Origin of the sequence: Aurantimonas sp. 22II-16-19i (assembly GCF_002088275.1) — a bacterium.
GTDB lineage: Bacteria > Pseudomonadota > Alphaproteobacteria > Rhizobiales > Rhizobiaceae > Jiella.
The window spans coordinates 27,419-42,925 of sequence record NZ_AQQS01000034.1; the positions used below are offsets into that span (position 1 = coordinate 27,419).

Consider the following 15,507-nt stretch of genomic DNA (forward strand, 5'->3'; position numbering starts at 1 on the left):
GCGGCGGCAAGCGGCCGGACATGGAACCGGAAGGCCTGCATCCCGACACGCTGGCGGTCGGCTTCGGCTACGACCCCGAGGACGCCTATGGCGCGGTGAAGCCGCCCATCGTCCTCTCCTCGACCTTCGCCTATCCCTCGGCTGAGGCTGCCAAGGACGTCCACCGGGCCTATTTCGACGGGCCGTCGCCGGAGCGCGACGCGCCCTACATCTATGCCAGACTCGACCATCCGGGGCTGTCGCTCCTGCAGAAGCGCCTCGCCGTCCTCGACGGCGCCGAGGATGCCGCCGCCTTCGCCTCCGGCATGGCGGCGATCTCGGCGACGATGTTCGCCCATCTGAAGCCCGGCGACAGCGTCCTCCACACGGCGCCGCTCTATGGCGGCACCCACGGTCTCCTCCACGGCCCGCTCGCCGGGCTCGGCATCCGGCCGGTGGCGATCGCCGACGGCCTCAGCCGCGAGAGCGTCGCGGCGGCCGCCGAGACGGCGCTGGCCCACGGCCCCGTCGGCGTCATCCACGTCGAATCGCCGGCCAATCCGACGGCCGGCATCGCCGACATCGCGATGATCGCGGCCTTTGCCGGCGAGCTGGCGGAGCGCCAGGGCCGGCGGCCCGTCGTCTCGGTCGACAACACCTTCCTCGGCTCGCTCCTGCAGAAGCCGCTGGAGCACGGCGCCGATCTCTGCATCACGTCCCTCACCAAATATGCAGGCGGCCATTCCGACCTTCTCGGCGGCTGCCTCACCGGCTCGCTCGAACGGGTCGGCCCGGTGCGGATGCTGCGCACGCTGCTCGGCACCCACATGGATCCGTTCACCTCCTGGCTGCTCCTGCGCTCGCTGGAGACATTTCCGCTGCGCAACGGCCGGGCCAACGCCAATGCCGCGGCGATCGCCGCCTTCCTGCGCGACCACCCGATGGTCGCCGGCGTCACCTATCTGGGCTTCCTCGCGGACGGCTCGCCGGCAAAAGCCGTCTACGACCGGCAATGTGCCGGCGCCGGCTCGACCTTTTCGTTCCGGATCCGCGGCGGCGAGGCCGAGGCCTTCGCCATGCTCGACCGGCTGAAGGTGTTCCGCATGGCGGTCAGCCTCGGCGGCACCGAAAGCCTGATCTGCCATTCCGCCACGACGACCCACTATCTGGTGCCGCCGGAGATCCGGCGGGAGGTCGGCGTCGACGATTCCACCTTGCGCATCTCCGTCGGGATCGAGCATCCTGGCGATCTGATCGCCGACCTCGCCCAGGCCCTCGCCGCCGTCGGGACGGGCGCAAAATCCCAGACCAGTGCAGGATCCTAGATGAGCCCTCTCACCCTGCCGCCGCAAGATCGCTTCTCCCTCCGGGGCAAGCCGGTCGCCGCCGCGGAGCATGTCGAGCTTCTGGTCGTCGGCGCCGGAGCGGCCGGCACCGCCGCGGCGATCGCGGCGGCGAAGGCCGGCGTCTCGGTGATGCTGGTCGACGAGAACCCGGTCTCCGCCGGCCTCGTCGGCATGGACGTGCCGCTGCATTTCGGCGGCCGCGCCACCAACGCCGTGCAGACGCCGGAGCGGCTGGTCGAGCGGGTGCTGGAAACCTCGCCGGCCCTCGCCGAGGCCTTCGAACTCGGGGTCGACGTGCGGCTGTCGACCAATGTCTGGGGCGCCTGGGTGAAGGCGCCGGGGCTGGCGCTCGCCGGCGGCATCGCCGGTCTCGCCGACGAGACGAAGAGCTGGTTCGCAGGCTTCGACCGGCTGATCGTCGCCGCCGGGGCGCGGGATCTGAATGTCACCTTCCAGGGCTCCGATCAGCCCGGCGTCATGGGCGCCCAGGGCTTCGACACGCTGCTGACCCGCTACGACGCCTTTGCCGGCCGCCGGCTGGTGATCGTCGGCTCGGGCGAGCTCGCGACCCGCACGGCGGAAAAGGCGCTGGAGCGCGGCCTCGAGGTCGCCGCCCTGATCGAGCTGCGCGATGCGCCCCAGGGCCCGGCCGATGCCGTCGCCCGCCTCGCGGCCCGCGGCGTCGAGATCGTCACCGGTCACGTGCCCCTTGCCGCCCACGGCGATGCCGAGGGCGTGCGGCGCCTCGTCGTCGCCCATCGCGACGATGCCGATCGTCGCCGCGAGATCGCCTGCGACACGGTGGTGATGGCGCTCGCCACGGTGCCGGTGATCGAGCTGCTCGACGTTCTGGGTGCGAAGCGCCTGATGGCGCCGGAGCGCGGCGGCCACGTCCCGGTCGTCGCGGAAGGCGGCGCGACATCGCTGGCCGAAGTCTTCGTCGCCGGCGACTGCGCCGGTCTCGGCGGCGATGCGCAAGCCTCCGGCCGCCGGGCGGCGGCGGCTGTGCTCGCCTCCCTCGGCCGCTCTTCCGAGGCTCCGGTCGAAGCTCCGGGCGAGGCGCCGGCGCCCCATGATCCCGCCGAACCTGCGGGCGCCGCCGGCGGCCTCGCCTATCAGCTCGAATGGGCGCGGGCGATGCTCGCCACCGGCGGCCCCGACGTTCTCGCCTGCCTCTGCGAGGACGTCACCCGCGGCGAAGTCCTCGGCGTCAGGCCGCCGCGCTATCTCGGCTGGCGCTCCAACACCCTCGCCCGGCGCGACCTCGCCACCCTCGCCGAGGACGGCCCGGTCAACCAGGACCAGATCAAGCGGCTGACCCGAGCCTGCATGGGCCCGTGCCAGGCGCGGCGCTGCCGCGAGCAGGTGGCGCTGATGATGGCGCTCGGCGCGAATGTCGCGCCGGAGACGGTGCCGCTCGCCGGCTACCGGGCGCCGGTCCGCCCGCTTCCCCTCTCGGTCCTCGCCGACTGGCAGGAGGGCGCCGACATGGATGCCGGCTGGAACGTCTGGTTCGGCATCGCCACCCAGTGGATCGGCTACGAGGACATCGGCACGGAGCGCGAGGCCGAGCAGCTTCGCGCCGGCATGCCCTATTGAGGAGACGGCGATGAGCGAGATTGGCACGGGCACGTCGGTCGTCGTCGTCGGCGGCGGCGTCACGGGGCTTTCCGCCGCCTGGTGGCTGGCCCGCTCCGGCGTTGCCGTCACCGTCGTCGAGAAGGGCATCGTCGGCTTCGAGGCCTCGGGCCGCAACGGCGGCGGCTGCACCCATTACCAGAGCCCGCTGTTCCACGAGGAGCAGCGCCTGTGGCCGCAGATGGACGAGCTGCTCGGCTATCCGACCGAGTACCAGCGCGGCCGCATCGTCTTCCAGGTCGATCCGCGCAAGGAGCGTTTTCACGAGGGTCTTGGCCTGCGCCTGCCGTCTGGCTACGCCTGGGACGTGCTCGATCCGCGGCAGGTGCGCGAGCTGGTGCCGCTCGCCGGCGACAACGTCGTCTCCGGCGTCCACTTCCATTTCGGCGGCCACGCCAATCCCCAGCGGACCTCCCAGGCCTATGCCTGGGCGGCCCAGGACCATGGCGCGAAGATCCTGCAGCACACGCCGGTGCGCGGCTTTGAGACCGCCGGCGGCCGGGTGACCGGCGTCGAGACCGCCAGCGGGATCATCGGTTGCGACGCGCTGGTGATCGCCGCCGGGCCGCAGACGGGCCGGCTCGTCGCCATGCTCGGCCACGACCTGCCGATGGCGGCGGCGCGGGCCGAGATGATCGTCACCGAGCCCCTCGAGATGATGCCGATCACCGGGGTCGACGGCAACGGCCTCTACGGCCGCCAGACCCTGCGCGGCAACCTCGCCTATGGCGGCGGCCCGCACGAATGGTTCGGCGAGGTCGGGCTCGAGGAGACGCCGCCGAAGCCCTCCGGCTCGGTCACCCGCAACATCGCCAGGCGCGTCGCCGAGCTTTTGCCCAAGGCCGCCCATGCGCGGGTCATCCGCTCCTGGGCCGGCGTCATCGAGAACACCCCGGACGGCCGCCCGGTGATCGAGCGGCTGGCGGCGCCGGACAACGTCACCGTCGCCACCATGTCGAGCGTCGGCTTCGGCCTCTCGCCGGCGTCCGGCCGCGCGATCCGCGATCTGGTGATCGACGGCCGATGCAGCTTCGCCGATCTCGAAAAACTTCGCCTCTCCCGCTTCGAGGGGCTTGCCCGCGACTGGCGGACGGAGCTCAACTGGCTGCCGCCGGAGGGGGCGGAAGCTGCCGTGTCTGCAGCGCTGAACTGACGGCGTGGCTGACGCCGATCGGATGACGCGGATCGAACGGCACGGTGAAGGTGGCCATCCTCGATGCAGATTGGGAGATACCATTTCCGCCTCGTCATCCCGGGCTTGACCCGGATCCATTCCAAATCGCCGCCACCGCTCGAGCGCTCGGTGGCTGGCGCATTGTCTCGTCCGAGACGAAGAGGCAGCTTCAGCGCGGAGGAATGGGTCCCGGGTCAAGCCCGGGATGACGAAGCGTCGAAGGAAGCGCTCGTTCCGCTCGTGTTCTTTCCTCGAAGCATGCCAACTGAAGTCCGCTCCCAGCCTCCTCATCGTATCCCATCAGAAAGCGTCCGATCCCATGTCAAACTCCCGCGGCAAGATCATCGTCGTCGGCGCCGGCATTGCCGGCCTGTCCACCGCCTGGGCGCTGACGCGCCGCGGTTTTTCCGTCGAGGTCTTCGAGCAGGGGCCGATCCCCAATCCGCGCGCCACCTCCTATGACGAGCACCGGATCACCCGCCACGCCTACGGCTCGCTGGAGGGCTACGCCTATCTGATGCCGCGCGCCTTCGCGCTCTACGAGACGATGTTCCGCGACATCGGCGCCCGCCACTTCGCCCCCGGCAGCGTCGTCTATTTCCTGCGCGACGCCGTCGACTGGTACGAGCCGGTCTCCCGTTCGCTGACGGCGCTGGGCAAGGGCTATCGCGACATCCCCCTCGCCGAGGTGCCGGACCTGTTTCCGATGATCGAGACGAAGGGCCTGATGCGGGTGGTCGAGACCGAGGAGGGCGGCATGCTCTTCCCGATCCGCATCCTCACCGACCTGACGGTGTGGCTCGGCAACCAGGGCGTCGTCTTTCACTCAGACGCGCGGGTCAGCGACATCGACCCGGAAGCCGGCACGCTCCGCGCCAATGGCCAGACCCACCGCGCCGACCGGATCGTCGTCGCCGCCGGCGCCTGGGTGAACAAGCTGACGCCGGTGGTGGCCGATGCCGTCGTGCCGTCGCGCCAGGCGGTGATCTATCTGGCGCCCCCGCCGGAGCTGGTGAAGGCGTGGAACGAGGTGCCGGTGCTGATCGACCTCGGCTCCGAGAGCGGCACCTACACCCTGCCGCCGAAGATGGGCACCCGGCTGAAGGTCGGCGACCACGTCTTCACCCGGTCAGGCGACGCCGACGGCGACCGCGTCGCCACCGAGGCCGACGTCGCCCGGCTGAACAAGGCTGCCCGCCTCGCCTACCGGGACTTCGACCGCTACCAGGTGCTGGAGAAGAAGATCTGCTTCTACACCGTCACCCGCGACCACAGCGAGGAGTTCCAGGTGAAGCCCTGGGGCGACAAGGCCTGGGTGGTCAGCGCCTGTTCGGGCCACGGCTTCAAGCTCGGCCCGCTGATCGGCGACGGCGTCGCGGCCGCCATCGCCGGCGAGATGTCCGACGCGGACACGGTGCGGCTGTCGGCCGGCCGGATGAGCCACGCCGAGGCGCAGGCGCTGGGCTGAACCGCCTCGCCACATCCGCGCCGCCGGGTTGGCGCCGGCGGCGGCACCACACCATCGCCCGCTTCCGCCTTCTGCAGCTGAGCGAATCGCGCCCTACGATCTCTGGATTCTCGGGACGGGGCCCTACCGCATTCACACATCTTGTCCGGTTCTTCGTCGGCAGTTCGTGCTGGCGGCATCGGCGCCGGTTGAAGGTCGCGGAGATCGAAGTTTCGTCATCCCGGGCTTGACCCGGGATCCATTCCAAATCATCGACGCCGCAACGACAGACCGATCCGAAGTCGTTGAATCTTGTAGAGCGATTAACTGGTTCCAAGGCAGAGGAATGGATCCCGGGTCAAGCCCGGGATGACGAAGCTCTCATGCTTTGACCGGATCTGCGACGTCGAACCGGAGAAAAGGCGGCCGCTCGTTCGTGTCCGAAAGGAGATGTTTAGATCTTGTCGGAACGGGGCCCGAGAATGACGACGCGTCGGGGCTGGCGCCTGCCGTTTCTGCACCCCGGCGTTCGCAGCTTCCTGACGGGACGAAAGCCAATCCATAAAATTCACACCTGTTGACAAAAATCATTAGTTGCGCCCGCATCGCGACAAATCTCATCACGGCTTGGTGAAGCACAGAATTGTCACCCGGGCGGATTTGCCCGAATCATGGGCGCATGAGCCAGTCGCCCGCAATCACAGCAGAACCCTTCCGCCGCGGCCGCGCCATCGAGTGGCCGACGCTCTGCCTCGCCATCGCGATCTACGCGATCTGGGGCGCGCTGACCTTCTGGCACGCGGCGATCCCGCTGCTCCTCCTGGTGCCGGCGGCGGCCTGGACCATCGCCTGGCACGGCTCCCTGCAGCACGAGATCATCCACGGCCATCCCACCCGCTGGCGCCGGCTGAACCGGGCGCTCGGCTTCGTGCCCCTGTCCCTGTGGGTGCCCTTCGCGCGCTACCGAACGCTGCATCTCAGCCACCACCGCGACGAGCGGCTGACCGATCCCCTCGACGACCCGGAATCCTTCTACTGGACCGATGCGGACTGGGAGAAGCTCAGCCCCATCGCCCGCGGCCTCGTCGAGGCGCAGACCTGCCTCGCCGGGCGGCTGGTCATCGGCCCGGCCTGGTCGATCCTGCGGTTCCTCGGCGCGGAAATCCGCGCCGTCAGCTCCGGCGACCGGGTCGTCGCGAAGATCTGGGGGCGCCATCTCCTCGGCTGTGCCGCCGTCTTCGCCTGGCTGTGGGGCGTCTGCGGCCTCTCGCCGCTCGCCTATCTTCTGATCTTCGTCTATCCGGGCACGGCGCTGCAGCTGGTGCGCTCCTTCGCCGAGCACAAGGCGGAAGGCACGGTCTCCAAGCGCACCGCGGTGGTGGAGGCCTCGCCGGTCCTGTCGCTGCTGTTCCTCAACAACAATCTCCACGCCGCCCACCATGCCCATCCGACCCTGCCGTGGTACCGTCTTCCGGCGTGGTATCGCGACAACCGCGCGGCGCTGCTCGGCGCCAATGGCGGCCTGCGCTATGCCGGTTACCGGGACGTCTTCCGGCGCTTCTTCCTGGCGCCCCACGATCGCCCGGCCCATCCGCTCGGCCGGGTGCCGCAGGTGACGCGGGGCGGCGAGGCGCCGGCCTGAGTCCAGGCGCAAGGAAAAGCCCCGCATGAGCCGCATCGCCAGCCTCGCAATGTACGACATGCCGTGGCTGGTAGGGGCGAACGACGCGCTGTGGGCCGCCATCGCCCGGCGCCTGCGGGCGAGCGGCCTCGAGGATGGTCCGGCCCGGCTCGAGCGGCAGCGTGCCCTGATGGAGGTCTGGCGCGACCCGGATCTCCTCCTCGCCCAGACCTGCGGCTATCCGCTGATGACGGCTCTTGCGGGTCAAGTCACGCCCATTGCTGCGCCCATCTACGCCTGGCCGGGCTGCTCCGGCGCCCGCCACTGCAGCCTGATCGTCGTGGCGCAAGGCGCGCCCTTCGAGACGCTCGCCGACCTTCGCGGCCGCCGGGTCGCGATGAACGGAGCGGATTCCAATTCCGGCATGAACCTTTTGCGCCACGCCGTCGCGGGCCTTGCGGAGGGCGGGCGGTTCTTCGGCAAGGTCGTCGTCACCGGCAGCCATCTCGCCAGCCTCGACCATGTCGGGCGCGGCGAGGCGGACGTCGCCGCCATCGACTGCGTGAGCTTCGGCCTCGCCGCCCGCCATCGCCCGGCGCTCGTCGCGGGCCTTCGGGTGATCGGCGAGACGGCGACGAGCCCGGCGCTGCCCTTCGTCACCCGGGCCGGCGCTTCGACGCAAGAGGTTGCGGCGCTCCGGAGGGCGCTCGCCGGCGCGATCGCCGATCCGGACGCCGCCGAGGCCGTCGCGGCGCTGGGGCTGATCGGGATCGAACCGGTCGAAACATCCGACTACGCCGTCGTCCTCGACTACGAGCGCGAGGCAGTCGCGGCAGGCTACCCGACCCTTCGCTGACGAAGGCGCCGGATCCCGGCGGTCCGCCGTCGGGTTCCGCCCAAGGCCCTTTTCAGCGCTCGCCCGTCGTCTCGAACAGCCGCTGCACGGTCCGCTGCAGCAGCGCCGGCAGGGTCTCGAAGGCGTAGCCGGCATGCAGCCGCTCGAGCTTCTGGTGGAACTCGCGCCCCCACGGGCCGATATTGATCACCGGAAAGGTCGAAAGCTCGGCACCCGGCCGGTCGACGAAGGCCGGCGAAGGCGTGTTGGCGGCGACGAGTTCCAGCCCGTCCGGGTGGTGGCCGAGAAAGCTCATGTCGGAAATGCCGGAGAAGAACTGGCGGATGCCGATGGTCTCGCCGCACTCCGCCGCGATTTCCGTTGCCGCGCGCCGCGCAGCCGCCTCCAGCGCCCGGTCCGCGGCGCGGTCCGGATGAAGATGCACCGCCGGATAATGCAGCCCGGCAAAGCCCACCACGACGGCCGGACCCTCGATCCCGGCGCGCCGCGCCAAGGCGTCGACGAGCGGCGGCGTCGCCGCAAAGGGGTTGTCGTCGTCACGCGCTTCAGTCGCGGCCGGGCCGGCTGCGTCCGCTCCGCCGTCGCCCTTGCCGGCAGCCAGCTCCCGCAGCGCCGCGAAGGTCAGGATCTTCGCCGGATGGCGCGCCGGCGCAGCGCCCGGAAACCGCGCGGCCGAGGCGGCATAGCGCTCGACCGCCCGCTCCATCGCCGCGCCGACGGCCGCCTGGAACAGCGCGAACACCTCCGCCGGCGTGCGGCGCTGGGTGAGGATGTTGAAGGCCAGCCACAGCCGGTCCGGCATGGTGACGTCGTAGCGCTCGCGAAAAGCGGCAAGGCTGAGGCAGACCGGCGGGGCGCTGGCCTCCCCGTCGATGCTCTCGGCCATGTCGACATTGGCCTCGATCTCCCGGACGATCTCGGCTGCGGCAAGGCTGGCGCTGAACCCCTCGAAGGGATAGCCGGCATGGGCCGGCCGGCCGACCACATAGGCGAAGGGCAGGAGTTTGCCGACCGAGCCGAGGAACACGGAGCGCCCGGCCGAGCCGTCGTGGAGATCGCTCGAGGCGTCGAGATTGATCGCGCCGACGATGTCGAGGTCCCATTCCCGCGCCAGCGCCGGCAGGTCGCCCCGCACCGAACGCATGCCGCGCGAGCGGTTCTCCTCGTCCGGCGTCGCGATCAGGAGGAGGTTGCCCTCCGGCGCATCGCTCAGCGCAAAAGCCTCGAGGACGGCAATGCCGGCAGCAATACCGCTCTTCATGTCGAGGATGCCGCGGCCGGGCAGGAAATCTTCGCCCGAAAGATCGCGCGCCGCGAGCCGCTCGGCCTCGGTCTCGGCATGAGCCAGCTCTTCGCGCAGCGTTTCCCGAAGCGCGAAGGGGTTGCAGGCGAGCGGGGCGAGGGCGCCGTAATTCTCGGTGCCGACCGTGTCGAAATGGCCGGCGAGCACCAGCGTCCGCCGCCCCAGTCCCGGCCCCCGTCCACGCACCAGCGCGGCGACGCTGGAGCAGCCGGGAAGGCCGGCTGTGGGCAGCAGCCGCAGCTGGTCCGGCCGGTCCCGGAAACAGGTGAGTTCGCCGAGGAAGGCATGAAGGCGCGGGCCGAAGGCCGCCTCGCCGGAACTGCCGGTCACGCTCGGCCAGGCGGTCAGCTCGAGGGTGATCTCGCGAACCCGGTCGAACCACGCTCCGCCCTGCCGGCCCGACGCGTCGCCGCTCTGCCTGCCCGACGTCTCGCCGCTCACGCCGCACCACCCTGCGATGCCGCAGCGAGCTCCGGCGCCGGGCTGCGGCTGAGCTTGCCCCGCGGCAGGTGGCAGCGGATGGCGTGGCCCTCGCCGTCGGCGGTGAAGGCTGGTTCCTCGGTCTCGCAGATCGGCCCGAACTTCCTCGGGCAGCGGGTGTTGAAGACGCAGCCCGTCGGCGGGTCGACCGGGCTCGGGATCGGGCCCTCCAGCCGGATGCGCGTGCCGCGTTCGCCGGTGACGGTCGGGGCGGCCGAGAGCAGCGCCTCGGTATAGGGATGGTGCGGGCCTTCGAGCACGCTGCGCGCCGGGCCGATCTCCATCAGCCGGCCGAGATACATCACCGCGATCCGGTCCGACAGGTGCCGCACGACGCCGAGATCGTGGGAGATCAGGATGTAGCTGACATGGCGCTCGCCCTGCAGCTCGGTCAACAGGTTGAGCACCGCCGACTGCACCGAGACGTCGAGCGCCGAGGTCGGCTCGTCGCAGACGATGACGCGGGGATCGGCGGCGAAGGCCCGGGCGACGGCGACGCGCTGCTTCATGCCGCCGGAGAGCTGGCGGGGTTTTGCCGGCAGCTGGCGGGGCGTCAGCCGCACCGCTTCCAGGAGCTTCACCACCCGCTCGTCGCGCGCCTTGCCGGCAAGGCCGGCCAGCCGGCCGACGGCCCGGCCGATGAGATATTTCACCGAATGGGCGCGGTTCAGCGCCGAATCCGGATTCTGGAAGATGATCTGGATCGCCTTCACCGCCTCGCGCGGCCGCTGGTGGACGCTGGCCGGCAGCGTTGTCCCGTCGAGGCTGATGGCGCCGCCCGCATCGTGCTCGGCAAGGCCGAGGACGAGATTGGCGAGGGTCGACTTGCCGGAACCGGATTCCCCGACGAGGCCCAGCGTCTCGCCGGGGTCGAGGGTCAGCGAGACGTCCCGCAGCGCCTGGACGCGGCGGTTGCCGGGCAGGCTGTAGGTCTTCGACAGATGCTCGAGCCTGAGCACCGGTTCGACGTTCGGCCCCCGCTCCGGCAGGTTGACCGGCGGCGCCTCGCTCATGCGCGGCAGATCGTCCACCCGGTCGTGGAAATGGCAGCGGCTGCCGCGTCCGTTGCCGACGTCGTAGAGCGGCGGCGCCTCGGTGCGGCAGCGGTCCTCGGCAAGGCCGCAGCGCGGCGCGAAGACGCAGCCCTCGGTGATCGAGCCCGGCACCGGCGGGAAGCCCGGAATGTTGTCGAGCGCCGGCCCGCCCTTGAAGCCGGCCCGCGGCAGGCAGCGCAAGAGCCCGGCGGTGTAGGGATGGCGCGGATCGGCAAACAGCGCCCGCGCCGGGCCCTCCTCGACCAGCTTGCCGGCATAGAGCACGCCGACGCGGTTGCACAGCGAGGCGACGGCGGCGAGATTGTGGCTGATGAACAGGACGGCGGCGCCGAATTCCTGGCGCAGCGTGTCGACGAGGTCGAGCACCTCGGCCTCGATCGTCGCGTCGAGGCCGGTGGTCGGCTCGTCGAGGATCAGCAGCGCCGGGTCCTTGGCCAGCGCCATGGCGATGACGACGCGCTGCTGCATGCCGCCCGACAGCTGGTGCGGGAAGCTCGCCATCACCCGGGCCGGATCGGAGATCCGCACCCGGCCGAGCATCGCCTCGCCGCGCTCCCGCGCCTCGGCTCCGGAGGCGCCGAGGATCTCGAACACCTCGGCCATCTGGCGGCCGACGGTGAGCGAGGGATTGAGCGCCTTGCCGGGGTCCTGGAACACCATGGCGACGTCGTTCGCCCGCATGGCCCGCAGCGCCGCGGCGCCGAGCTCCATCACGTCCTTTCCGGCGACCCGCGCATGGCCGCCCGAGATCCGGCCGTTCGGCGGCAGGACGCGCTGCAGCGCCAGCGCCACGGTGGACTTGCCGGAGCCGCTCTCGCCGACGAGCCCGTAGGCCTCACCGCGCTCGATCCTCAGGCTGACGTCGGAGAGCACCGGCAGGTCGCGGCCGCGCACCGTATAGGCGACGCTCAGCCTCGAGAGTTCGAGCGCCGGGCTCGATGCGGAGGGGGTGCGATCGGTCATTCGGCGAGCGCCCGCTGCAGTCCTTCGGCGACGAGGTTGACGCCCACCACCAGCGAGGCCGTCGCGACGGTCGCCGGTACGACGGTCCACCAGAAGCCGCCGACGAGGACGCCGTAGTTCTCGGCGATGGCGAGGCCCCAGTCGGGCGAGGGGGGCTGGACGCCGAAGCCGAGGAAGGAGAGCGAGGCGATGGTGAAGATCGCATAGCCGAGCCGCACCGTCGCCTCGACGATGATCGGCGGCCAGATGTTCGGCAGGATCTCCACGAACATGATGTGCAGGGCGCCCTCGCCGCGCAGCGAGGCGGCGGGGACGTAGTCGAGATGGCGCTCCGACAGCACCGCGGCGCGCACCGTGCGGGCGACCAGCGGCGTGAACACCAGCCCGACGACGACGATCACCGTCGGCGTCGACGGGCCGAGGGCGACGAGCACCATCAGGGCGACGATGATCAGCGGTAGCGACAGCATCACCTCGATCAGCCGGCCGACGATGGCGTCGACCCAGCCGCCGAAATAGCCCATGACGAGGCCGACCACGGTGCCGAGAACGGTGCCGAGCAGCGTCGCCAGCGGCGCGATGGTGAGGATGTCCCGCGCCCCGACGAGGACGCGGGAGAACACGTCGCGGCCGATCTGGTCGGTGCCGAACCAGTGCGTCGCGGACGGCGGCGCCAGCGTGTCGAGGAGGTCGTCGGCGAGCGGATCATAGGGCACGAAGTGGGGGGCGAAGGCGGCGCAGAAGGCCCAGAACAGGACGATCGCCGCGCCGACGAGAAAGCCCGGGCTGCGCAAAAGGATCGCCGGCGTCGAGCGGGCCTTCTTCTGCGGCGGCGGGGCGGCGTTCGCCTCGGCGGTTCCGGCGGCCGCGCTCATCGGCCGAGCTCCGCCCGCAGCCGCGGGTTGAGCATGACGGTGATGCAGTCGGCGACCAGCGTCGCGACGATGAAGAAGGCGCCGATGGTCAGAATGCCGGCCTGCAGCATGGCAAAATCCTTGGCTTTCGCGGCGCTGAGCACGAGGTTGCCGATGCCCTGGTAGCGGAACAGCGCCTCGACCACGACGAGGCCGCCCAGCGCATAGCCGGTCTGGGCGGCGACGACGGTGATGGTCGGCACCAGCGCGTTGCGCAGGACGTGGCGGGTGAGGACGGTGCGCCACGGCAGGCCTTTCAGGATCGCCGTGCGGGTATAGTCCGAGGACAGCGCCTCGATCGTGCCGGCGCGCGCCATGCGGGCGATGTAGCCGAACAGGACGATGACCAGCGGCAGCGCCGGCAGGATCAGGTGTTCCAGCTGGACGAGCGGCCCCGCCCCCTCCGGCCAGGTCGCCGACAGCGGCAGCCATCTGAGGATGACCGCGAAGATCAGGATCAGCGCGATCGCCGAGACGAATTCCGGGATCACCGTCAGGGAGAGGCTCGCCACCGAGATGAACCGGTCGACCGGCTTGCCGGCGTTCAGCGCCGCGAGGACGCCGGCGCCGATCCCCAGTGGCACGACGATGGCGAAGATCACGCCGACGAGCTTCAGAGAGCGCAGCAGCGCCTCGCCGACGAAGGGCGCCACCGGCGCCCGATAGGCGTAGGACTGCCCCATGTCGCCCTGGAGCATGTTGCCCACCCAGGAGAGATAGACCTCCACGGGCGGGCGGTCGGCTCCGAGCTCGGCGTTCAGCGAGGCCACCGCCCGCGCGTCGGCGAGCGGCCCGAGGATCGCCCGGCCGGGATCGCCGGGCAGCACCTGCGCGCCGAGAAACACCACGACGCTGACCAGCCACAGCGTCAGGAGGCTGAGGACGAGCCGGCGCACGAGGAAGCGGCCGAACGCCGACTGCATCAAGTCAGCCGACCGTCGCGGTCTGCAGGAAGAGTTGGCCCATGGCCGTCGGCTGGACGCCGGCGACGTTCGGCGCCGTCGCCGTCAGCCAGTTGTAGAAGTAGGGGAAGATGATCGGCGTCTCGTCGAGGAGCAGGCGCTGGATCTTGCCGGCGGCGTCCTTCTGGGCATCGAGGTCGAGGGCGGCGACGTAGTCGGTGACCAGCTGGTCGTACTCGGCATTCTGGAAGTTCGCCGAGTTCCAGGTGCCGTCGCTCTTCAGGGGCGCCGTCAGGAAGACGTTCGGAATGCCGCGATGGCCGTAGTCGGTCATGCCGAATTCGGAGTCCAGCCAGTCCGACTTGCCCGGCACGGCGTCGCCGTAATAGGCGCCGGGATCCTCGATCTTCAGCGTGACGTTGATGCCGATCTCGGCCGCCGCGTTCTTGATCAGGCTGGCCAGCGCCGGCAGCTCCTGGATCGACATGGTGGTGAAGGTGGTGTCGAAGCCCGAGGTGCCGGCCTCCGCCATCAGCTGCTTGGCCTTCTCGATGTTCTTCGCCCGCTGCTCGACGGTCGGGTCGGTCGACGGGAAGACCGGGGCGAAGGGCGAATCGTTGCCGATGTCGGCCATGCCGCGGAACAGGCCCTGGATCAGCCGCGGCCGGTCGAGGGTGAGGGCCATGGCCTGGCGCACCCGCTTGTCGGCGAAGGGGCCGGACTGGGTCTTCATGTGGATCTGGCGGTGGGAATTCGAGCGCAGCTCGAGGATCTTCACCGCCGGATTGTCGAACAGGCTCTGGGAGCCCTGCACCGTCACCTGCTGGACGACGTCCACCTGGCCGCCGAGCAGCCCCAGTACCTGCGGCTGCTGGTCGGCATAGAAGCTCATCTCGACCCGGTCGAGCAGCGGCGCGCCGCCCCAGTAGTCGGGATTCTTGACGAAGGTCGCGCCGACCTTCGGCGTGTAGCGCTCGAGCTTGAACGGCCCGGTGGCGTTCATCTGCGCCTCGAAGCCGCCGGAATAGTCCGCCGGCAGGATGATGGCGTTGTAGTTGTCGGAGGAGAGATAATAGGGGAAATTGCCGTTCGGCGCGTCGAGATGGAAGGCGACGGTGTGGTCGTCGACCTTGCGCGTGCCGCCCTTCGACAGGACGCCCTTGAAGGCGGAGAGGGCGTTGGAGCCGTTCTCCGGATCGGCCAGCCGGTCGATCGAGGCGACGACATCGTCGGCGGTCATGGCCCGCCCGTCGTGGAATTTCACGTCGTCGCGCAGCTTGAAGGTCCAGACGGTGCCGTCCTCGTTGGGCGACCATTCCGTCGCCAGCATCGGCCGCAGCACGAGGTCCGGCCCGTCCATCACCAGGAAGTCGCCGACCTGCTGCAGGACGAGGAGGCCGTACTGGTCGGCCACCGTCACCGGGTCGATCGTGCCCGAGGGGGCGATGAGGGCGATGCGCAGGGTGCCGCCGGGCTTGCCGGACTGCGCCCTCGCGCTGGTGATCGGATCGAGGCCGACGGTCTTCAGCGCCGCGGCCATGACCGCCAGCGACAGGCCGATCCGGCTGCCATGCCTCAGGAACGAGCGCCGGTCGAGCCGGCCGCTCAGAAGTTCATCGATGACATGGTTCTCGAGATGGGTGCGGCCGAGCCGCCAATTGCCGAGAGTGCGGATGATGCGAGACATGGCGGTGATCCCCCGATGGTTCTGGCAGGATACAACCAAGTTTTATGCCAGAGGGGAAGGGGCTGCGGAGGGATTGATTTGCCCCGTGGACAAATCGGTGCTGTCCGGATGGCGCCCTGCTCCCGCTTTCCATTGCGGCCCG

At 70.3% G+C, this 15,507-nt stretch carries 11 protein-coding genes; 6 read left to right on the forward strand and 5 right to left on the reverse strand.

Annotated features, from left to right (window positions below):
- Positions 1-20 precede the first annotated feature (20 nt).
- The 6 genes from ATO4_RS21385 (at position 21) to ATO4_RS21410 (ending at position 8,061) form a co-directional block, all read left to right on the forward strand.
- Positions 21-1,304, forward strand: coding sequence for a cystathionine gamma-synthase family protein (locus tag ATO4_RS21385; RefSeq protein WP_083593831.1), 1,284 nt, complete (start codon positions 21-23; stop codon positions 1,302-1,304).
- Complete coding sequence (locus tag ATO4_RS21390) at positions 1,305-2,924, forward strand: FAD-dependent oxidoreductase (RefSeq protein ID WP_083593805.1); 1,620 nt, start codon at positions 1,305-1,307, stop codon at positions 2,922-2,924. It abuts the gene before it with no gap.
- Between the two features lie 10 nt (positions 2,925-2,934).
- Complete coding sequence (locus tag ATO4_RS21395) at positions 2,935-4,116, forward strand: FAD-binding oxidoreductase (protein ID WP_083593806.1); 1,182 nt, start codon at positions 2,935-2,937, stop codon at positions 4,114-4,116.
- Positions 4,117-4,456: 340 nt separating this feature from the next.
- Positions 4,457-5,605, forward strand: coding sequence for an FAD-binding oxidoreductase (locus ATO4_RS21400; protein WP_083593807.1), 1,149 nt, complete (start codon positions 4,457-4,459; stop codon positions 5,603-5,605).
- 658 nt (positions 5,606-6,263) lie between these two features.
- A complete protein-coding gene (locus tag ATO4_RS21405; protein ID WP_083593808.1) occupies positions 6,264-7,226 on the forward strand; it encodes a fatty acid desaturase in 963 nt (320 codons plus the stop codon).
- A gap of 25 nt (positions 7,227-7,251) precedes the next feature.
- Positions 7,252-8,061, forward strand: a complete 810-nt coding sequence (locus ATO4_RS21410; protein WP_083593809.1) for a PhnD/SsuA/transferrin family substrate-binding protein — start codon at positions 7,252-7,254, stop codon at positions 8,059-8,061.
- Positions 8,062-8,113: 52 nt separating this feature from the next.
- Here ATO4_RS21410 and ATO4_RS21415 read toward each other — a convergent pair whose 3' ends face one another.
- Genes ATO4_RS21415 through ATO4_RS21435 form a run of 5 tightly spaced genes read right to left on the reverse strand, consistent with a single transcriptional unit; the run spans position 8,114 to position 15,365 of the window.
- Positions 8,114-9,805, reverse strand: coding sequence for a M20/M25/M40 family metallo-hydrolase (locus tag ATO4_RS21415; protein WP_083593810.1), 1,692 nt, complete (start codon positions 9,803-9,805; stop codon positions 8,114-8,116).
- Positions 9,802-11,862 (reverse strand): ABC transporter ATP-binding protein, encoded by a 2,061-nt coding sequence (locus tag ATO4_RS21420; RefSeq protein WP_083593811.1) that lies wholly within the window; start codon positions 11,860-11,862, stop codon positions 9,802-9,804. The genes ATO4_RS21415 and ATO4_RS21420 overlap by 4 nt, the downstream gene beginning before the upstream one ends.
- The gene (locus tag ATO4_RS21425; protein ID WP_083593812.1) at positions 11,859-12,737 is read right to left on the reverse strand and encodes an ABC transporter permease; all 879 of its coding nucleotides are present in this window, start codon (positions 12,735-12,737) and stop codon (positions 11,859-11,861) included. Before ATO4_RS21425 ends, ATO4_RS21420 begins: the two co-directional genes overlap by 4 nt.
- Positions 12,734-13,699, reverse strand: a complete 966-nt coding sequence (locus ATO4_RS21430; protein ID WP_083593832.1) for an ABC transporter permease — start codon at positions 13,697-13,699, stop codon at positions 12,734-12,736. The genes ATO4_RS21425 and ATO4_RS21430 overlap by 4 nt, the downstream gene beginning before the upstream one ends.
- A 4-nt stretch (positions 13,700-13,703) precedes the next feature.
- On the reverse strand, positions 13,704-15,365 hold the full coding sequence (locus tag ATO4_RS21435; RefSeq protein ID WP_083593813.1) for an ABC transporter substrate-binding protein: 1,662 nt from the start codon (positions 15,363-15,365) through the stop codon (positions 13,704-13,706).
- Between the last annotated feature and the right edge of the window lie 142 nt (positions 15,366-15,507).